Below are 20,328 nucleotides of genomic sequence, written 5' to 3'. Positions count from 1 at the left end.
TTTCAGTCGATGTTGTGAGTCGAGAACTCTTCATGCTTATGAGCCCCATCCAGGGACACCGATATTACAGCAGGGTTCTCGGTCGGGTCTACCTCTACTAGAGCGAGGGCCACCAGATGCTGGAATAGGTGATCGCCCTCCGGGTGGTCAAGCCTTGGATCGACAATTGGCCATCGGATTCTACAGAGCAGCAAACACGTGGGTATTTCGACACCATGTGACTGGCGGTCTTAGATAAGGCAGCTGCTGATGGCTCAGCGTCCCGCAGGGGGTTTTTCTTGCGACTTGGCAAGGAGATTGGCCTTGGAGGGAATCTGCGTGAGGAGATCCGGGCGGACCAGATAGACACCTTGCAGACGTTGACCGGAGGCATAGCGGAGATTGCCTGCCTGATTGCCGAGGGTCAGTTTTCCTGAGGTCTTGCCGTCCTTGCTGGTCGCGATAAATTCTGCAGCGGGAGACAGTAACCCATAGGGGGCTAGAGGCGCGGATTGCTTCATGACACGTTCTTCGGCCGGGAGATTCGCGACCCGACTGACAAAGAGATCTGCCGCTTCTTGGCTCACTTTCTCGGTGGCTTGGTCTTCGACTACCCACTCGCCGGTCTGGTTGATCAGGACGTACTGCTGATCTCTCGTCTTTACCGACAACATGGCGATGTCGGTGTAGTCGAGGCCCAGCAGTCGTTTGTCCTGCAGATTGAAGAGTTCCTTCGTGAGATCTTTGATCAGTGCGGGGTTGATCCGATAGAGCGGAGCCTCGGCCATCGTCTCCGCGATGGCCTCCCCGCTTTGCGGGTTCGGTTGATACAACCGAACCGATTGGTCACCGGTTGAGGTATGCAGCGTGATTTTTACTCTGGGGGCCGTCAGGGTCTTGGCAACGGCATCTCGCTCGGGACCGGAATCAATGATGCCGAGCGCCTTCAGATCTTCCAACCGAAACATCAACGAGCGGACTTCATTCTGGTCTGCTTCGGCTTCGATCGGATAACGGATCTTCCAGGAAGGCCTGGGCTTATCTTTCGTCATATTGTAGATTACGATTTCGGTCGTGGGATAAGTCAGGCGGACACGTTCGACCTCATTCTGCACGAACCGCAAGAGCTCCTTGCGGCGGAATGTCATCAACGACTTGTTGATGAAGTCTTTCGGTGCCAAATTCGTTAACAGCACATGCCGATCCGACCCTCGGAGCACATAGAGAGTATTGGAAAGAGGGCCGCTGTCGCCGATGGAAATCGTCTCTTGCTGGGTCCCGGCTGTTAGGGTGATGGCGGTGACCGGCTGTTCGAGCCCGAATGGCACGAGCTGCGTGGCCTGCTCCTCGACCGTTCTGCTCACGGTTCCTGTCACGAGCGCTCGAATAAGCGCCTGTACCTCGCGATTATCGGCGTCGGTTTGAAGTGGAGCCACGATCGACCATTTGCCTGCTTCCGTCTGCTTAAATTGGATGGGTCCCTGAGCGGTGGTGATCGAGAGGCCAGTGATCGCAGTTTCCGGAAAAGGCAGAATATGCTTCTGTTCGCTTTCCTGTTTCTCTTCTCGCTCCTTGGCTGGAAATTCAACAAGGTAGAGATAGCCACCGAGACCGGCGAGAATCGCCACCAACAAGAGTGTGGGCCAGTAACGGGTCATGGGCTAGAGGCGGCGGCGTTTTCTCCACACGATGATGCCGGTGAGCAACGTCACGAGTGGAAGAAAAATCACTTGAACGTAAATCAGGGCCAGCTCCTGAGTGGGGTTGGGAGTAAACGGACGCAACGCCGGCTCCTTAGGCGCGATGGAAATCAAGTCCCGTTCCTCGGCCAGCCAACCGGTCGTATGGAGGAAGAAGTCGCTGTTGCCGGGGAAGTTGAAAAAGGCGTTGGACACGAAGGTCGAGTTCCCGATCACCACGATGGCAGGCCGAGGTTTGCCCTCTTCCGGAGCTTTTTTCGGCGACAACGCCGCAGCCATGGGAAGCGGTCCTTTCACGTCTTCCTTTTCGCTCAGGCTCACGACCCGGCCCTGTATGTTCGTTTCAGCCCAGCTGTTCGGTGAGGTGCGAGCCAGCGGCACGAAGTCCCAGTCTTTCCCGACCTGTTCATCGAACGTGACGTGTCGCGAAAGCGGCAAGAGCACGGCAGAGGTGAGATCACGCGTAATCTCATGCTCGGTGAACGTCCGAACCAACAGCGCGGTGAGGTCTCCCTGCGCCAATCGGTCCTGTAAATCGACCAACACTCCCGGACCTAGGCCGATCCCCCAATGGGCCAGCATCGGCTCCAGACCTGTCTGAGTATCCGGGTCAGCCAGGACTAAGAGATGACCGCCCTTCTCGACATACGCCTTAATACGCTCCTGTTCTTCCTTCGTCACAGAACGACGAGGACCGGCCAACACCAACACCGACGTATTTTCCGGCACAGCCGACTCCTTGAGGAGCGAGACGGTGCCGACGTCATAGCCTTGCCGCGTCAGGGCTTCTTTGGCGATAGAGAGACCGTTGCGGTCTTTGTCCTCTACATTCAACTCGCTGTGGCCTTCGACAAAGACGATGCGCTTCTTGGCGTCCTTGGAAATCCGGATCAAGGCACCGGTCAACTCCACTTCCGACGGCGAGGTCACGCGGATCGTCTGGCCGTTGCTCTCGAAAATCGCGGTATCGCTTCGGAAGATCCCGTAGCTTTGGGCGATTTTCGGTTGTTTTTCCGGATCGATGAATTCGACGCTGAGCTTGGTGGAAGCTTGCCGATAACTTTCCAAGCGTTCCTTGTAGGGTTGATAGCCGGGGTCCTTTTCCCGCGTGAAGACCGTGATCTTGACGTCGTGCGGCAAGGCTCGGAGAACCCGATGGGTTTGCGGGGCGAGGGTAAAATTTTGATTTTCGGAGAGATCCCACCGTATCGAGTGTCGGGAGGCTAAAAAGTTCACGATGATCAAAATGCCGGAAAACAGCAGGACCATGAGAAAGCTGTTCAGCCCCATCCTGGTCGATCGTCGGCTTGAGAATGCCTTGACGGTCTCAAAATGCAGAACGAAGAACAGTACCAAACAGACGAGTGCCGCCCCCTCCCCGATGGTGACGACCCACAGCCAGTCAGGTCGAAGACTATAGGCGATCATGCCGCCGATGCCGAGCGCGACTCCGAGAATGCCGAGAGGAAAGGATTTCAGGTTCATTTCCAGCTGGTCGACTCCACGACGCGATGCGTGAGGAACAGCATGAGCGCCAACCCGCTCCCGAAGTAGATGAGGTCGCTCGTGTCGATCAACCCCCGCACCAATCGTTCATAGTGTTCCATGTAGGAAACATACGAGATGACGCGGCCTGCGGTGCTATCTCCGAAAAGGCTTCCCAATCCGGCGATCAGCCAGATGGTCAGGAGCATGCCGAAGCTGACAAAAGCGGCGACGATTTGATTCTCCGTCAGTGCTGAGGCAAACAGGCCCACGGAAATAAACAGCGCGCCCAGCAGCACCATTCCTAAATAGCCGGTCCAGATGGGATTCCAATCGAAGTCGCTGAAGAGCATCAGCACCGTCGGGACCAATATGGTGAGTCCTACGAGGGCGAGATAGACCAAGAACGCACTGACGAATTTGCCGATGACGATTTCATTGATCCTGATCGGCGAGGTCATCAGAAACTCGAAGGTGCGCAACTTGCGCTCTTCCGCGAACAACCGCATGGTCAGGATGGGCAGAATAATCACGAGAACGATCCGCATGCTCGCGAAGAGATTCCGAAACACCAAATCGTTCAAATTGATCTGGGCCAATCCTCCTTGCATCTGCATCATTTGGATGGCTTGCGCGCCGGCGAAACCGACGTAGAGGTAGGAGAGCAGACCGAAGATCAACAGAAAGACCGCGCCGACCACGTAGACAATGGGCGAGACGAAATAGCCGCGCAGTTCCTTGGCGATGACGGCCTGTACCGGGGTCATACGTGCTCCTACGCGTCCGTCCTTTCGGCGGCAACCATGCCGACCGTGGTCTCAGCCGGCTCGGAAAGGTGGTCCTCGTGACGCGTGAGCTGGAGAAAGACGTCTTCCAACGTCATAGATAGGGTGCGGAGCTCAAGCAATCCCCACTGGCTCAAAACGGCGACGCGTGCAATGTCATCCCGTAGATCATGGCCCAGCTCGCACTCGATCAGGAAGCTTCCTCCAGCCTGTCCGGGCAGAACATTGAGAATACCGGGAATCGCGCGAAGCTTCATCTCGCAGTCCGCAGGACATGTCCTGAGGGTAATCGAAACTTTCTCCGATTGGCGCAATCGGGCCGACAACTGTGCGGGAGTATCTTCCGCGACGATACGGCCCTTATTGATGATGACCACCCGCTGGCAGACTGCGGTGGCCTCCGGAAGGATATGCGTGCTGAGAATCACGGAATGTGAGCCGGCCAAGCTCTTGATGAGCTCTCTGATCTCAATGATTTGCTTCGGGTCAAGACCGACCGTCGGTTCATCGAGGATCAGCACCGGGGGGTCATGCAGCAGCGCTTGCGCCAGTCCCACACGTTGACGATAGCCGCGAGAGAGGTTGCCGATCAGTCGATGGCGGACTGACCCCAGCTCAAGTCGTTCGACAGATTGGTCGATTGCTGACGAGAGTTTCTGTCCCGTGATCCCACGCAGTCGCCCGACAAAGATCAGATATTCCTTCACCGTCAGCTCTTGGTAGACCGGGGGCGTCTCCGGCAGGTAGCCGATCCGCCGTTTCACCTCTAATGGCTGTTCGGTGCAATCAAATCCCGCCACTCGCACCGTGCCTTCTGTCGCCGGCATGAAGCAGGTCAAAATCCGCATGGTGGTTGTTTTGCCGGCGCCGTTGGGGCCGAGGAATGCCAAGACCTCTCCCTTGGCCACCGAGAAGCTGACGCCATCGATAGCCGTATGATGGCCATACCGCTTGGTAATGTTTTGAACGTCGATCACGTAGGTGATATCGGTACGAATGAACCGTGGAGATATGGAGCGGTACCGCTCTCGAAACTATACCTCAGTTTGACCTGCGATCTTACTCACTTCGTTCGAGGCAGTCAATATAGGGGGATGTTGAACGGGATGGGTCATCTACACAATGTCGGGGACGTGACGGCTCGATGACGACTCTTCGTCGCACGGATGGATCGCAACAGCTCCGCAAAGAGGTCCGCTTCGAAGAAATCTTACGCATGGCTGCCGGCTCCGTTTGATCGACAGATGTTGAATTAAAGTCTCGACTCATTTATATAGAGGTGGCGAGGAAGCCTAGTCTTCGTATTTTCCATGCGATTGTCCTCTCTCTCCTGAATAAGGGAGGACTCCATACGGAGGTTGGGGAACCGGTACTCCAGTCGGTATTGTCGAAGTCCCATACCTTTCATACTCTGAATCGACCGGAAATCTCATTGTTGTCATCAGAGGGAGGCGCGATGCCCATCATGCACACGGAGATGCATCACAATCGGCCCTCATCGTCCACATCCTTCGCAATGATCCTGTTCCTGTCGTTGGGGGCTTGTTCTTGGGTTCCCAAAGGGGATACGCAGTTAGATGTAGGGATCAGGGATCGGGGGGTCGCTTCTTGGTACGGTGAGCAGTTTCATGGCAGACAAGCGGCGAACGGCGAGCTGTTCGATATGGAGGCGTTGACGGCAGCTCATCGGACCATGCCGCTCGGGAGTGTGGTGCGTGTGGTTAATTTGACGAATGGCAAACATGTCTATGTGCGGATTACCGACCGGGGGCCTTACGAGAAAGGCCGCATTCTCGATCTTTCCCATGGTGCGGCCGTCCGGTTGGGTATGGCGCATGAAGGGGTGGCGTATGTGCAGGTGGAGATTGTCGGCGAACGCCGCCCGGGGCTGATGGTGCTGTCGGAACAATTCTCAGACCAAACTGCTTCACTTCTTGCCGAAACGGGGTCGCAGGCCGATCGGACGTCATCCGGGATGGCCCCTCCGGCTCGACATTTTCCCGGCGACCTCTGGATTGCGAGGCGGAATCGCTGGGCCCTTGCCATGCTCGCGGTGGCTCCTCCGGCCACCACTCCGGTCGCATCCTTGATCCTCAACTGAGCTCCGTCCTGTTGATGACATCGAGCGGGTCTTCCGGCCCGCTTATCCTGTCGAGGCGAGACTTCGCACTCGTATTTCATCGCGGGTGATGACCGCGCTGATCCTCTCCAAGTTGACAGGGTGCAAAGCTCTCCACTAGACTGAACTCTTCTCGTCAACAGCTGACAATACGTTCAGTCTATGAAGGGGAGGCATGGATCGATGGCCAAGAAGCGGGCAGCGGAACCGGATGAAGTGAAGTTGAAGAAGAAGATCGCCGCAAAGCTGGGCAACGACAGCAACTCAAAGGGGGATGCCGCGCTCCGGTCATTGAAGAAGCGATTGAAGAGGGAACAGCGTAAACGGCGGGCCCTCGCGCAACGGACCAAACGAGCAGCCGGAAACAAAGGTGCGGCTGCAACCCCTGCATCGGCATAATCTTTCAGCGGTTACAGTCACGACAGGTACAGATTCCATGACACAAGAACCGGAACAGTCTCCCCAAACCAGTAACCCTCTCAGCCGGCAACCCGGTGACGAGCCCATCGCCGATGCAGTGGGCGATCAGATGCAAGCAGGTTCTCCAGCTGCCGATGCGTCAGTGGTCGACCAAGATACCGTCGCGCTCGACGAAGAGCAGGTGAAGGATGAGATCGACATCCAGATCGATCTGCTGGCTGATCCCGACTGGGTGGTCCGCCGCGAAGCGGTCATTACGCTGGGCGAGATGGGGGATGAGCGGTGTGTCGAACCGTTGGTCCGCGCATTGCGCGATGGGGATTGGCAAGTCCGGGAAGTCGCGATCGAAGCGATGGGACAATTGGGTTCTCTCGCCGTTGAGGCCCTCCTCAAACTGCTCCGTGATTGGGATGTTCGTAGATCCGCCATCGCGGCGCTCGGGAAGATCCGTGATGAGCGGGTGCTGGATCCTCTGATGCTTCAGCTTCGGAACGACGAGTTCAAAGACGATGCCGTTGATGCGCTGGTCGCACTTGGTGAACCGGCCGTCGTAAGGCTGATCGGAACCCTTCGTGACAAAGATGAAAACGTCCGCAAATGCGCCGTGCTGGCCTTGGGACGGATCAAGAGCAGCGAGGCCATTGACCCGCTCATTACAATGCTCGGTGATAAAGATTGGTTTACGCGCCTGACAGCCGCCGCAGCGTTGGAATCGATCGGTGACGAGCGGGGCCGCGAGGCGATCAAGCCGTTGCTCAAGGACCCCGATATGGTCGTGAGGATGCGGGTGGAGCGGATTCTGGCAAAGTGGAAGAAACAACCGATCTCTCTACCGGCCAACGCCTGAGTTATGTATTCAGCAGTTGATCCATTTTCTGCTGAAGTTCGTCCAGCTTCTTCAGCGATACTGGTTTCCCCATCTCAATGTCCGACTTCACCTCCCGAAGCGATCCGGCCATGTCCTGTAACTCTTTGGTTGAGTGATCGGGCTTGGTTCCTTTTGTGATGTTCTCCACGGCATTGATGGCCTCGGACAATTCTTTCGCTGCGTCGCCGAAATTGCGATCGGTGAGGTGTGCTTTCGCCTGGACCAACCGAGATTTGGCCTCCACGAGGCCCTGACGCCGACGGAGATCGCGCTCGATCCCGCGTGTCGTGTCCAACACGTCTCTGGACACATCCTTCAACGACTGTTGAAGTTCCGCGACCGTTCGCTGCAACGTTCCAACCGGCCGCTGTCCGAGATAGTAGCCTGCTCCGAATGCCCCGACAAGCAACGCCACGACAACGAGAAATTTAATCATAGTGGTCCTCGGTTAGGAGCGTCGTTTCGACGAACTCCCGCGGGCCAGTTGTTGGAACAGGCTGCCGGCTGTCGCGATACGCACGGCCTCATCCGAGTCATGCAAGGCTTCCACCAAGATAGGGATGGCACCGGCGCTGCTTTTCCGCAGTCCCTTGGCGGCCATCAGGCGAGGAAGCGGCTGCTGGTCATGCAAGAGAGTTTGGAGCACCGCCAGGGCCTCCTTGTCGGCAGAGGCACTCAAGGCCTGCGCCGCTGCGCCGCGAATGGACGGGTCGGAATGCCGAGTCAGCTCGGTTGCCAGCGTGAGGGCGGACGGATCGTCGAGGCGAATCAACCCTTCCGCGGCGCTGGCGCGGACATGCAGATTCGGATCTCTGGTGAGTGCCGACAATAAGGGCCGGTTTCCCTTGATGCCGAGCTTTCCAAGACTTGCCGCAGCAACGCCGCGAACCATCGCCATTTCGTCTCCAATGGCATGCGTCAGCGGAGCCACGCCGTCCGGGGAGCCGAATTCTCCCAGTGCTCCGGCAGCGAACGCGCGCACCGATGGATCAGGATCATACACAGCTTGGGCCAGGACTGCCAGACTTGCCGGACGTTTGAGGCGTCCCAATACCCCCAGCGCTGCCATCCTCGTCTCTGCGTCCGGCAAGGTGGCCGCGCTGGTGATGTCGTCCAGCTTCTCGGAATGACCCAGCTTAAACAAGGCTGCATACGCAAAAATCGCTTCGGGTCCGTCTTCTGCACGCGCGACGTCGAGCAATCGCTGTTGAACGTCGGTGGCGTTCGCCTCGCCGAGCGCGGTCATGGCGGCGATGCGCACGGTCGGCATCTCATCCCGCAATGCACGTCGCAAGGCGCCGGACTTTGCCGCCAGCCCTGCTTTTCCGATCGCTTCTGCGGCCCGCGCTCGTACGACGACGGAGGGATCGAGCAAACCATCTTCCAAAATCGCGACGGTTTCCGGTAGCCCTAATTCCGCGAGGGCCGAGTAGGCCGCGATGCGGACATGCTCTTTGCGATCACGAACATGGCTCGTGATGACTCCCAGTGCCACTAGACGAAGGAGCGACGCATCATGAGGCTGTCCAGGCTGGATCAATTTCCCATAGACCGTCAGGGCTTCGTCTGCTCGTCCCAAGCGTACATAACTCAGCACGGCGAGACGGAGGAATTCGTTCGAGGGTGTCGCGTCGGGCGGAAGACTTCGGTAGAGCGATGTCACTTCGGAGTAGTCACCGGCTTTGAAGAGGGATGCGGCTTTCGATTCGACCGTGGAAGAGGTTCCGACCGATGCAGCAAAGAGAGGCGCGGCGATGAGGAGCAGAATGAGGGCGCCGATGACGCGCGTCATTGTGATTGGATCGGAAGGCAGGTCGCGCAGCAGATGACGATCCGCTGCGCCGAACCGAGTTACCATGTCGTCGGTAGCCGCACAGTGGCGGCGCGGTACAGCAGACCAACATAGTCCTTCAACATGCGCGTGGTGCAGAACTGGGGCGCGATCGTACGGATACATTCTTTGACCATTTGGAGCCAACCCCGAGGGATTCCGTCGCGATCGCGCTGATAGAACAGCGGGACGGCTTCCTGTTCCAACACACGATAGACCTGCTCCACATCATGTTGGTCTTGCGCCTGCGCGTCGGCCGGCTCGGTCAAGGGTTGGATTCCCCACCCATTGGCCCCGTTATACCCTTCGACCCACCATCCATCGAGAACACTGAGGTTCAACACGCCGTTCAGGGCGGCTTTCATGCCGCTGGTGCCGCTGGCCTCCATCGGAAAGCGAGGGGTGTTCAACCAGATGTCGACGCCTTGGACGAGATACTTCGCCATGTGCATCTCGTAATCTTCCAGGAAGGCGAGGCGGCCTCCCAGCTTGTGGTCATGGCAGAAGGTCAGCACCTCGTGAATGAAGTATCGACCCAGCTCGTCGGCAGGATGGGCCTTGCCTGCAAAAATGAGTTGGACCGGCCTCCAGCGGTCTTGGAGGAGCGCCTTCAACCGTTCCAGTTCTTGGAAGAGCAACGTGGCCCGTTTGTACGTCGCGAACCGTCTGGCAAATCCAATGGTTAATGCTTCGGGGTCCAGGAGTGTGCCGCGCGTGAGGACTTGGGACGGCTGCAAATGGCCCTGCATCCAGCCGTCTCTGGCTCGTTCACGGATGAATCCCATCAGTTTCCGCTTCATCGTTTGCCGAACCGCCCACAGCTCATGGTCGGGAACATCCATCACCCGCTGCCACATGATGGGATCATCGCAGGTGTGGGTCCAGGTCGGGCTGAGCGACTTGCTGTACAGATGGTGCAGCTCCGCCGAGATCCAAGTCGGCGCATGAATGCCGTTCGTTACGCTGCGGATTGGGACCTGGTCGATCGGCAGCCCCGGCCAGAAATGCTGCCACATGTCGCGAGTCACGCGGCCATGTTCGCGGCTGACGCCGTTGACGTGGGCCGACAGGCGCATGACCAGCGCGGTCATGTTGAATCCGTGCCCGCTCGACTCGGGAGTTTCGCCCAGGTGGAGAAATTCGTCGCGCGAGAGGCCCAGCTGCTCCCAGTAGCCGGCAAAATATCGATCCATCAGATGGTGCGGGAAGACGTCATGCCCGGCCGGCACCGGTGTGTGCGTCGTGAAGACGGTGCTCTGACGGACCAGCTCGCTGGCTTCCGCATGGGTCGAACCCGTTTGAACAAACTCGCGGACCCGCTCCAAGGTGAGAAAGGCTGAGTGACCTTCGTTGGCATGCCACACTGATGGTGAGATGCCGAGCGAGCGCAACATGCGCACGCCGCCGATCCCCAGCAAAATTTCCTGACAGAGCCGCATTTCTTGATCCCCGCCGTAGAGACGGGCGGAGAGGGCGCGATCCTCCGGACTGTTCTCCGGCACATCCGTATCGATGAGAAAGAGCGGGATTCTTCCCACCAGCACTTTCCACACTGCTGCGGTCACGCGGCGACTGCCCATTTCAACGGCAAATCGGCATGACTCTCCAGACGGAGTCAGGGCCGGATGAACCGGAGATTCCTCGCGGTTGAAGGGGGAGTAGGCCGCCTCTTGCCAACCTTCCGGCGTGATCCGCTGGCGGAAATACCCTTGCGGGTACATGAATCCGATGCCGACGATCGGCAAGCCAAGATCGCTCGCCTCTTTACAATGGTCTCCGGCCAAGATCCCGAGACCGCCGCTATAAATAGGAACAGAGGCATGTAACCCAAACTCAGCGGAGAAATACGCAATGGTGGTCTTTGTCAAATCGGCATGGTTCGTTCCGGCCCAACTCTTCTTGTTGGCAAGATACTCGTCGAACAAGCGGAACACCGCCGAGTATTGCCGGAGAAACGACGGGTCTTCGGCCAATCGTGTCAACCGGTCGGGTTTGACATCGGACAAGAGTTTGACCGGGTTGTGGTTCGTGAGGAACCACAGGGTCGGATCGATTAGTTCGAACAGCTGGCGAGCTTCCAATGTCCAACTCCACCAGAGATTTTGCGCCAGTTCGGGCAGACGCTTGAGGCTCTGGGGAAGCGACCCGGAGGAACTCTTCACCGCATTACGTACATCCACAAACACTCCTTTGGTCAAGATCATGCATTCGGTATCGGCAACGGCGGGCGATCACCGGCTGGGTCAGGCGTGGCCTGCCTTATGCCACGAAGCCCAGTCTCTGGAGAATGCCACGGCGGCATACCGTTCGCCAACGATTTTTGCGACTCTGTTCAAGAGTTTGGTGAGTTGCTGGAGTTCGGAGGGGGTGAGGTCCTCACGGAACCGTGGGTGGAGTCCCCAACGTGTCTCGACTTCTTCACCTGTCACGCTCGACATCATGCTGACGAGTTTGATCTCTTGGCCGGTCGATTGTTTCTGTTCGGTTGAGGTTCCAACGGCGAGAGGCGCGGTCTGTGATGCTTCCTGAGAGGGAGGAACCTGTCCCTGCAGTATCGAGCTGAGGGCCGGCACGACGGCACTGGCACAGAGCGTCGCCGCGGAGCTGAGTTGCGCATTGCCGGCTGCGCCGAGGGCGTCAGCCACTTTGTCACCGAACTCGCGGAACATTTCGTTCTTGGTCTTGGAGTCTTCGGAGATCAGAAACTTATATCTCTCATAGGTCTGCCGGCTGTCTGCGACGGTTGTACCGATCGTCAGCACGATTTCCATCTGATCCGCATTGTTTCCAAATGCCGGCTCCAGCGCGCACTTCAACTGTTGAGTCACCGCATCTTCCAGGCCGTTCATGAATTCCATCTGGTCCTTGAGCGGAATATGCAGAGCCACCAGACGGTCCGTGAGATTGAACATGATCTTGAGGAATTCCAGATAGACGCCCCACTCCTCCTGACGCTTGAGCTTCAGCGCCTGCTCCGGCGCATTGCGCTTCATCACCGTGACCGATTCGCCCGACACGGCGAGCATCACTTCGGCCAACCGGCGAAGTCGTTCCCTATATTCAGTCTTGGTGGTAGTCATAGATGTTCCAGTAAGCAACGCGGATTATAACGGAGACTTGCGAGCGGAGAAAAGAGGTAGACTCAACAACTTCTTGTCCGCCGGAGGTCTGAAGGTATGACAAGAGTCACCCCTTCTACTGAAAGCCTCCAGCTGCCCAGACAATTCCGAGAGTGTGGTGAGGAACGGGGGCAGCGTGATGAGGTTGAGCCGGCGATGTTCGTAGCAGAGAAGAATGAGGTCGAATCTTGAACCGTGCAACCCCTTTTTCTGATCGCCAGACAGTTGCTCGGGTCTGCTACTGGACAGGCGGCAAGCATAAAGGCTAGGCTGAACCATACCCTAAACGAGTAGGTGGCCCATGCCTGGAATGTTCGGTGCCCATCCTCCGCTCATGTTGATCGCTATCGCGATTGTCGTAATAGCGGCGGTTGTGTTCGCCTTGATGACGGCAGGTTATTGAGGGATGATTGCAGGGGACGGCGTACGGGCGTATCTATCGCCCCGCAAAAACAAGAACAGGCACCGGAGTGATTTTCAAGGATCCAAACCGAACCGATAGGGAAGGTACTTCAGCGCCAAATACCAGTCACGGCACTCTTGTAACCGCGCATATCGCAATCCATTCCACAATCATGGCAAGGCCACACTGAACAAGCCGAAGTTCCAGGCTGAAAACCGCCGTTACAAACGCCTTACAAAAAGCGTGACGACTAGGTGATGTGCGGAGCGCTTCAGAGGAAGTAACATGGACACCAAGCTGCCTGCACGAGATGTAAGAAACGTGTTTACTGGAGCTCATGTATGCAGTAGCTTGGTGAAGCAACCAAGTGATCCGAGGGCTTTGTTAGGCAATTCGTCGATAGGGAGGTTTATGAAAATGGAGAATGAACGGCGCTTGTGGGCTGTCTGTCGCCGAGCCATTGCGTTGTTAGCGCTCGTTACTTTCACCGGCTGTTCCTTTGCCGCTCCGTCGATGCAGACTATACAGGTGACTTCGTCCCCCGAAGGAGCGAAGGTACTTGCTGGAGGGCAACCGGTTGGTCAAACACCGGTTCAGTTTGAAGCTCATCGGGGCGATAATCTTTTAATAGAAGTGCGAAAGACCGGGTATCAAACGCAATATCGCACGACATCCCGCTCACTGAGCTCGATAGGGCTCCTCGATGTCATCGGTGGTTGTTTTCTTCTCATCCCATTAATCGGCCTGGTATCATCCGGTGCCTGGAAACACGATCCTGACAAGTATGGGATTATCCTGGAGCCAGAGAAGTAAATCTCAATGCTGGGCAGAAGGAGGGACGAGCTCGTCAAGTACCCGGGACAGATTCTTGCGCAGCCACGTTACGCGCCAATCTATGCCTTCTGGAAGAGGAAATCGGTCGAGCCATTGAACGGATGAGAGATTAGGACAGCTGCGAGGGCCTACCGGGAACTTCACAGATCCAATAACCTGTTCCATTATCCAACTGTTGACTGGGTATCTATTTCTAACCGGCGGACCATCTCACAATAGAAGGTATCGGCCAGCCGCTCCAGATTCACGCAATCCGCTTCATTGTAACCGAGCAGCTGTGCTCTGGCTTCCTCATCATGCCCTTGTCGCCATCGATTCCAGAGCAGCACCGCATCATGGCCGTTCAAGCCCTGCAGATCAGAGGCGCGAGTAATCTCCAATTGCGTTTCAATAGCCTTGAGTCCGCCTCGATACCCGAGCTGCCGACCCATAAAACAGAGGTCGAGATGTGGTTGGTCTAGGGGGAGACCCGGATACTGCGAGAGCAACATCGGCACATCGAACGTCGTTCCGCAAAACGTCACCAGTAAGTCGTACTGCGACAATTCACTCACAAGCTGCCTGGAATTCAGCGACTCGCCACGAACGAATGAGGTGAACCGGCCACGACCGTAGCACCCTACGACGGTGATCTGTGAGAACGAATCGGTTTCAATGTCCAGATACACCGCCCGCTCGCGAAGCCATTCGTAGAGCCGCCACTGCTCCCGCTGTGGCAGGACTACGCCGAAGTAGCGTGCATCGTCTCGCGTATAATGTGCTTGAGCTTCCGAGATGCCGTCGTCATACAGCGATTTCCGGCCTGCGCTGATACCCCGAATGGAGGGAGCGCTGAGGAAATCCGACCACGTGGTCATCCCTTCCCGCCACAGTCGCCGTTCCGTGGTGCGTCCTATCCCTGGAAGCAAGCAGAAGGTGGATGTGATCATGCTTCATCTATCACAAATCCATGAGACGATTTCAACGCCCATAAGTCGAAATTGAAAAACAGACCACTGCGTTCGCTTGCAACCTGTTCGGCATGTACGAGTGCTCATAGAACTCCGCCAACGGCAGTACCACGAGAAACCACTGCATCGCTCGCTCAGTTCGTGGTCCACCTGCACAGGAAATCCCCCGCTATCGTGTGCATAAGTGACGGACATACTGGTACACTGATCGGAGACAGCACCGAGTCGATCTCGCATACACTCAGGCTGCTCATGTGCGAACCGTCCCCCATGAAGAAAGGAAAGATGGCCATGGACCGGCCTGTCCTGAGAGTACTGGGCGCTCTCATTTTTCTGGTCATGAGCATAGTCAGTCTGCCCGATTCCGTTCTTGCTCTTCCGCCCGTTCAAGGAGAAGTTGTCTCCATGACAGCCGGTGTTCCCGGAACGATGGTCATTCGAGACGACAAAGGGCAGCTCCATATTCTGAACCTCACGCAACAAACTCGGCTCGGTGCTCAGTTTAAGGTTGGTGACAAGGTGCTGGCCTTCTTCAGCCCATATGGCGTGAGCGCTGTTCAGCTCCAGAGTGGAAATCGTTAGCCCGGCTCACCGTCGCGATCGCGACTACATCCTATGAGTAAAGAGCTTTTGTAACGCGCAGTTCGTCTGACGCTCGATATATGGATAGCCCCCTACAGATGGGCAATGACAACGAGGGTAGGTGCCCGCGACAGGACGCATCGGAGACATTGGGTAAGCGTTTCCGGGTCCAGTGCCGCAAAACTTTCGTCGAGAACCACCAGCTCGGCCTATTTTTGAGCAAGGCGCGTGCAAGGTACAGGCGGCTCCGCTCACCGTGAGACAATCGCCATCCCGTCTCGCCGACTACCTGCATCAACCCTGACTGCATACGCCTCAGGAGATCCCCAAGACCAAGCTCGTCGCAAAGTTGCTTGGCTTCTGCCATCCCTACTCCCCACATCGTCGCTTCTCGGGCAATAAATCGTTCGTGCCTGGCGAGTCCCTCGCCAAAGGCAAAGAGCCTCGAATCATCGAACGAAACTTCCTTCTCGCCGTAATAGAGATGAAGTTCACGAGTCCCTGACCAATTGGGCAAATACTCAGTGAGCTGATCTGAAACGATGACGTGGGCCAGCCATCGCGGAACCGCGAAGACATGAGGGTGCAGGCCGGGCTATCGGGTTGCAGCGGCGGTTGGAACGCACTTCTCGACCACAATCCATAGACGGTCGCCCCTGTCGCTTTGAGCGGCGTCCGGTAGATTCTTGAGCGATTCGACAATGACACATTGAGTCTCCCCTGCCTTGCCGAGTGCGTGCCCATCATAATCGATATCGGACAGAATTTCTTTTACGAGAATGTGCTGGGCGCGAAGCGTGTGGCCATTGACTGTGATCGCGTCACCGATCTGAATCGATTCCGGTATCCCCGCAGTTCCCACTGGGCCTGACGAGGGTCGTGTGAAATCGTCGTTGTACTGATACAGCGTCGCGCTCTGGTCTTTCACGCGGATCGACTGCGCCTCGTATTCTCTGGCCTTCCCGGTCTGCCGAGCCTGTTGCGCTTCGTTCTTCGCGAGCTTGACGGGCACTAGGACGATCAGTGTCAGAGCGGTCACCGTGACCAAGAGCGCGGCGGCTGAACCCAGTATCTTGCCTCGATGTTCCTCATGGATACCTCTCGCTAACGTCGCCAGAAACAAGGCTGGGGCGAATGTCAGACCTACAAAAACACCGTTTATGACAAGATGTGGGCTAACCAGCTCCCAAAGGGCATCGAATCCTCCTCGGTACCAAGGGGACGCAGAAGCAGCCAGGATCACAGAACAGGCTGCAAAAAACCACATCCACGCAAGCACCTTTACAACACGGGCAAGCATCGACATCCGTTCCGTCCGATCAAGAAACGTTCAATCCTCTTCGATCAGCTCTCATTACACCGAAGTATGGCACGCTTGTCAAAGGCCGGAGGGGAGCAGAAACTCGGGTGGAACCTTGTGCGGTGGATCGCTGACGGTCTGAGGTTGTATGATCGTCTGATCGTCGAAGAGTGTAAGGCTACGGGGTGCCCGAGCTCGGACGGCTCGGCAGTAGGGTCAGCTGACCTCTCTTGGCTATTTGCTCATACTGGCGGGTAGCCATCGCTTTCAGCTCGGAAAAGGGGACATTCTACTTTTCATTGCGCGTCCGTGGGCGCCCGCGGGGATTGACAGTTGCTTCCAGCCCCAGCCGCCGCGCGGTCCGCTGTACCCAGCCCACACTCCCAAACGGTGTCCCGCGGTTCACACTGTGTCGGAGCGCCTCCACCTCTGCGTCCATCATCGGTGCATTAACCCAGTTCACCCAGTCCTTTGGTTCCGGCACGGGCATCACCTGCAGCCACGCCTCCTTGCCTCCCCGTCCCCGCAGACTGGACCACAGCCAATCCTCTGCCCGCGCGACCAGCCCAGCCCGCAACGGATTGCGCTCGATGTACCGCAGTACCGCCAGGAGATGCTCATCCTGTTGGATGGGAAAGGCCTTGAAGCGGCCCTGCCAGACATGGCCGCTCGATTGATAGTGCCGATGATAGCGTCGCACCTGCGCCGTCAACAGCCATTGCATAAAGCGGCTGAGATCGCCATCGCTCCGGGGCCAGAGCGCCAGGTGAAAATGATTCGGCATCAGGCAATAGGCCAGCACCCGCATTCGCACGCGGTCTACCGCCTCCGCGAGCAGGTCGCGAAACGCCGCATAGTCTTCGGCTTTCCTAAACACCTCCGCGCGGGCGTTCCCACGATTGATCACGTGGTAGCAGAGACCCCCTACCGAGGCGCGAGTGGTGCGAGGCATGCCAGCAAACTAGCAGCGGACGCAGGGCTGGTCTACTGAAAAGTAGAATGTCCCCTTTTCCCATTTCCAGTAACGCTCCTCGGAGCAGCGTGCCTTCGTCCTGTGTATTGTGCTGCCATTCGTTCACACGCCCTCTCAGCCGCTCCCGCCACAGCAGAAATTCACGATCCTCATTCAGCCATCCTTGCAGCCGTTGCCACTGGCGGATCAGCGCTTCGTGACTGACTTCGACGGTCTCTTCTCCGGCCACCGCGCGATTGGTCACCAAGAGTCGCTCGTCTGCGAGTTTCTTGACGACAGCCATAGCGGCCGAACCGATTTCTGAGAGCGCCGCTCTGCGGCGGGTGTCCTCACCGGTTTCGCCCGCTCGGACCACTTGAAGGAAGACGCGTTTGACCGCTTCTTGTTCCGGGAGAGTGAGCTTGTTAAAGACCTCTTCGGCCTTCTTCGCCACGGCGCCCTGCAACCCACCCATGGCCTCGTAAGCCTGGTGCGATAGTTCCGAGCCCTGGCGGTCCTCCCACAAGCGTTTGAGCACGAACTCGAGCAGGGGCAGATGGCCCGGTTCATCACCGACGTCGTCCAGGATCCTTGTCACAAGACCGGCGGCAAATGACAGTTCGACGCGTCGGGCCGGGGACGTGATGGCCTGCTCCAATTCGGCTCGCGTCATCGGTCCCACATTGACCTGCGCGCCCTGCAGTCGGTCGGAGAGCGGGCGATAGGACAGCGCCTTTCCGACAAAGTCCCCGCGAAGTGTGAGCATCGCGGTCCATGAGCCTCGCTCGCTGGCATCGAGCATTTCATCGATGAACCGGCGGCGGGTGTGATCATCTTTCGCGACCGTATAGAGTTCCTCGGCTTGATCGATGACGAGCAACAACCGATTCGTTCCCGCTTGTTTGTCCAAGATGCGCCGGCCGACGTCGTGCAGGCTGACTTCTTGCTTCGCGAAGGCGTCCGCGAGCTTGTTGATCTTCAACAAGCGATCGGTTTCATCCATCGTTTCCGGCTCAAGGAGCGGAGACACCGATCGCGCAAGAGCCTTCAGCGGTTCATCGCCGGGAAACAGGGTCGCGACGTCCCAGGTCGTGTCTTTCTCCTGACGTAGCTGCGGGACGAGGCCGGCTCTCACGACCGACGACTTGCCGGAGCCCGATGCCCCTACGACGGCGATGAACCGCTGCTGCCGGATGGCCTCATGGAGATTTCGGATTGCGGCCATCCGCCCAAAAAAGAACGGGGCATCCTCTTCTCGAAAATAGAGAAGGCCGCGGTAAGGACAGAGGGTCGCACGGGTGACTCTGAGACGTTCGGCAAGATCCGGTCCGGGCGCTTCACCTCGGATCGCTCCGGCAAGCAGCGAAAGCAACCCCGGATCATCCGTGCCCTGGCGCAAATCGACCCAGGTATTCTGGCTAAGGAAGCCAAGCACCGGATCCGAGCCCGGCAGCAAGACGGGGATGACAGGAAAGTCCGCGTTGCGCCCCTGCCGATCCAGCGCAAAGTTTGATTCCCGCGTCTGCCATGGTCCCATGTCTCCGGGGCCAATGCACACGGCGACTGCCCGGCACGAAACCAGCGTCTGTTCCAGCGCCTGTGGCCCCGGTCGACCTGGCACGAGGTACCAGCGGTCGAGGAATGGCTTGAGGCCCCGATCTCGGAGGGATCGCGCGATGCGCTCAACCGGCTCTCGGTCACGCCAGTGGTAGCTGAGAAAGACATCGAACTGAGTCGAGGATCGATCAGCCATGCCCGGTGTCATCATCTGCGATGGAGCTATAGCGAGCACACCCCGCAGTGAATGCCTTTCACGCCGTACTGGTGAATGAGTTGTTCATTGACCCAACGGTTTTCCCAACGTGAGCAATGAGAATGCTAGCAGAGGGCAACTCCGCCCATGTGCCTGTGCAATCGTGAAGTTGCTGTTCAGCGAATAACTGGAGCAGCGCTTAGTGAAGTGACGTAACCGATGATGAGGGGTGCTCGCCATCCGGTGATATCCATTTCAGATACGCCATGTATCCGCATAGATACCATAAGTAAGAGCGGTTACGGAAGCAGGCTTGTTCGGCTGTGAAGACGCCAGACAAGTGTTCAGCAAACTTCCAGAGGTTTTACTCTATCGCCTCCGATCGATCATGCTCGAAGCCTGCTCTGATACTTCTTTCACCAAGATTCCCATCTTCGGATGCGAGGGTTCAAAATCGACCTGCCAACCATAGTGGCACAACCGTTCGCTGGCAGTGGGACCGATTGCGGCGACAACCAGCTTCTCTAGCGCCGATCGAAATCGTTCCACTTTTCCATCTTGCTCCAGCACCTGCATGACATGATCGACCTGTGCGGCGTTGGTGATCAGGATCACAGCGACTCGCCCGGCGATGATTTCATCAAGTGCATGACGAACTGGTCCAAGGTCCTCGGGCAGGGCCCATTTATAGATGGGAACTGGGAACACTTCCGCACCTCGCTGTTCCAGCGCTTTCACGAGATCAGGATTGGAGACTCCATATTCCTGAACGGCAACCCGCAGTCCCTTCACAGAGCGATACTGATCCAGAGCTGAAACCAGATCGACCCACGTATTCGGTTCCGGCACCGTCACCGTCTGTCGAAGACCGACGGCCTTGAGAGCCGCGACCGGTTTCGGTCCTCGTGCGATGATCGCGGTGCCTTTGAGCACTGCGACGATGGACGACCAGGCATAGCGGGTCTTGAGCAGGTCAAACAGCATCGTTGTGCCGATACCAGTCAGGAGAATAAGCTGATCAATCCGCCCGGCCATGAGCCGGACCCCGAACTCCTGCACTGCAGAATTGCCCTCCAGCGGGATTTCTCGTAGAACAGGAGCCACGAGCGGCCGCCCGCCGTAACGCTCGATCAGCCGGCTGATCTCTGTCGCCATCCGGCTTTCGAACGCAGCGATTGTCATGCCGTCGAATGTCATGGTGGCAATGATCGTACCATAGCTGTTGATCCTGGAGCGGGAGCTGATTTT

Annotated in this window: 18 protein-coding genes; 5 read left to right on the top strand and 13 right to left on the bottom strand. The window is 57.4% G+C overall.

Going from position 1 to position 20,328, the window contains the following annotated elements; translation table 11 throughout:
• Positions 1-254: 254 nt before the first annotated feature.
• From P0119_17010 to P0119_16995, 4 genes are read right to left on the bottom strand one after another with little or no spacing between them, the layout of a single operon-like run.
• Positions 255-1,637, bottom strand: a complete 1,383-nt coding sequence (locus P0119_17010; protein ID MDF0667753.1) for a DUF4340 domain-containing protein — start codon at positions 1,635-1,637, stop codon at positions 255-257.
• Between the two features lie 3 nt (positions 1,638-1,640).
• Complete coding sequence (locus P0119_17005) at positions 1,641-3,164, bottom strand: DUF4350 domain-containing protein (protein ID MDF0667752.1); 1,524 nt, start codon at positions 3,162-3,164, stop codon at positions 1,641-1,643.
• Positions 3,161-3,931 (bottom strand): ABC transporter permease subunit, encoded by a 771-nt coding sequence (locus P0119_17000; protein MDF0667751.1) that lies wholly within the window; start codon positions 3,929-3,931, stop codon positions 3,161-3,163. Before P0119_17000 ends, P0119_17005 begins: the two co-directional genes overlap by 4 nt.
• 8 nt (positions 3,932-3,939) lie before the next feature.
• Entirely contained in the window at positions 3,940-4,926 is a 987-nt protein-coding gene (locus P0119_16995; protein MDF0667750.1) for an ATP-binding cassette domain-containing protein, read from the bottom strand.
• Positions 4,927-5,405: 479 nt separating this feature from the next.
• On the opposite strand from P0119_16995, the gene P0119_16990 reads away from it, so the two are divergent.
• The 3 genes from P0119_16990 to P0119_16980 all read left to right on the top strand — a co-directional run bounded on the left by P0119_16990 (position 5,406) and on the right by P0119_16980 (position 7,335).
• Positions 5,406-6,050 carry a septal ring lytic transglycosylase RlpA family protein gene (locus P0119_16990; protein MDF0667749.1) on the top strand — a complete coding sequence of 215 codons (645 nt, stop codon included), beginning with the start codon at positions 5,406-5,408 and terminating at the stop codon, positions 6,048-6,050.
• Positions 6,051-6,251: 201 nt separating this feature from the next.
• Positions 6,252-6,467: a hypothetical protein gene (locus tag P0119_16985; GenBank protein ID MDF0667748.1), complete on the top strand. Its 216-nt coding sequence runs from the start codon at positions 6,252-6,254 to the stop codon at positions 6,465-6,467.
• A gap of 37 nt (positions 6,468-6,504) precedes the next feature.
• Complete coding sequence (locus P0119_16980) at positions 6,505-7,335, top strand: HEAT repeat domain-containing protein (protein ID MDF0667747.1); 831 nt, start codon at positions 6,505-6,507, stop codon at positions 7,333-7,335.
• Position 7,336: 1 nt separating this feature from the next.
• Here the strand turns inward: P0119_16980 and P0119_16975 are convergent, their stop codons facing one another.
• The 4 genes from P0119_16975 to P0119_16960 form a co-directional block, all read right to left on the bottom strand.
• Positions 7,337-7,792: a hypothetical protein gene (locus P0119_16975; GenBank protein ID MDF0667746.1), complete on the bottom strand. Its 456-nt coding sequence runs from the start codon at positions 7,790-7,792 to the stop codon at positions 7,337-7,339.
• 12 nt (positions 7,793-7,804) lie between these two features.
• Positions 7,805-9,214 (bottom strand): HEAT repeat domain-containing protein, encoded by a 1,410-nt coding sequence (locus P0119_16970; protein MDF0667745.1) that lies wholly within the window; start codon positions 9,212-9,214, stop codon positions 7,805-7,807.
• Positions 9,208-11,367, bottom strand: a complete 2,160-nt coding sequence (gene glgP, locus P0119_16965) for an alpha-glucan family phosphorylase (protein ID MDF0667744.1) — start codon at positions 11,365-11,367, stop codon at positions 9,208-9,210. Before glgP ends, P0119_16970 begins: the two co-directional genes overlap by 7 nt.
• A 63-nt stretch (positions 11,368-11,430) precedes the next feature.
• A complete protein-coding gene (locus P0119_16960; GenBank protein ID MDF0667743.1) occupies positions 11,431-12,267 on the bottom strand; it encodes a hypothetical protein in 837 nt (278 codons plus the stop codon).
• A gap of 853 nt (positions 12,268-13,120) precedes the next feature.
• Here P0119_16960 and P0119_16955 point away from each other — a divergent pair.
• Positions 13,121-13,522: a PEGA domain-containing protein gene (locus P0119_16955; protein MDF0667742.1), complete on the top strand. Its 402-nt coding sequence runs from the start codon at positions 13,121-13,123 to the stop codon at positions 13,520-13,522.
• Positions 13,523-13,707: 185 nt separating this feature from the next.
• Here the strand turns inward: P0119_16955 and P0119_16950 are convergent, their stop codons facing one another.
• Positions 13,708-14,472 (bottom strand): ribonuclease H-like domain-containing protein, encoded by a 765-nt coding sequence (locus tag P0119_16950; protein MDF0667741.1) that lies wholly within the window; start codon positions 14,470-14,472, stop codon positions 13,708-13,710.
• Between the two features lie 312 nt (positions 14,473-14,784).
• Here P0119_16950 and P0119_16945 point away from each other — a divergent pair, with 312 nt between their 5' ends.
• Positions 14,785-15,075, top strand: a complete 291-nt coding sequence (locus P0119_16945) for a hypothetical protein (protein ID MDF0667740.1) — start codon at positions 14,785-14,787, stop codon at positions 15,073-15,075.
• 595 nt (positions 15,076-15,670) lie between these two features.
• Here P0119_16945 and P0119_16940 read toward each other — a convergent pair.
• From P0119_16940 to P0119_16925, 4 genes are all read right to left on the bottom strand, one after another.
• On the bottom strand, positions 15,671-16,381 hold the full coding sequence (locus P0119_16940) for a hypothetical protein (GenBank protein ID MDF0667739.1): 711 nt from the start codon (positions 16,379-16,381) through the stop codon (positions 15,671-15,673).
• 283 nt (positions 16,382-16,664) lie between these two features.
• A complete protein-coding gene (locus P0119_16935) occupies positions 16,665-17,282 on the bottom strand; it encodes a transposase (GenBank protein ID MDF0667738.1) in 618 nt (205 codons plus the stop codon).
• Positions 17,245-19,080, bottom strand: coding sequence for a TIR domain-containing protein (locus P0119_16930; protein ID MDF0667737.1), 1,836 nt, complete (start codon positions 19,078-19,080; stop codon positions 17,245-17,247). Before P0119_16930 ends, P0119_16935 begins: the two co-directional genes overlap by 38 nt.
• A gap of 369 nt (positions 19,081-19,449) precedes the next feature.
• Positions 19,450-20,262 carry a uroporphyrinogen-III synthase gene (locus P0119_16925; protein MDF0667736.1) on the bottom strand — a complete coding sequence of 271 codons (813 nt, stop codon included), beginning with the start codon at positions 20,260-20,262 and terminating at the stop codon, positions 19,450-19,452.
• Positions 20,263-20,328: the final 66 nt, after the last annotated feature.

The organism is Nitrospira sp. (genome assembly GCA_029194665.1).
Classification (GTDB): domain Bacteria; phylum Nitrospirota; class Nitrospiria; order Nitrospirales; family Nitrospiraceae; genus Nitrospira_D.
Note: the sequence above shows the minus strand (reverse complement) of the source record. Positions and strands in the feature narration are given on the sequence as shown.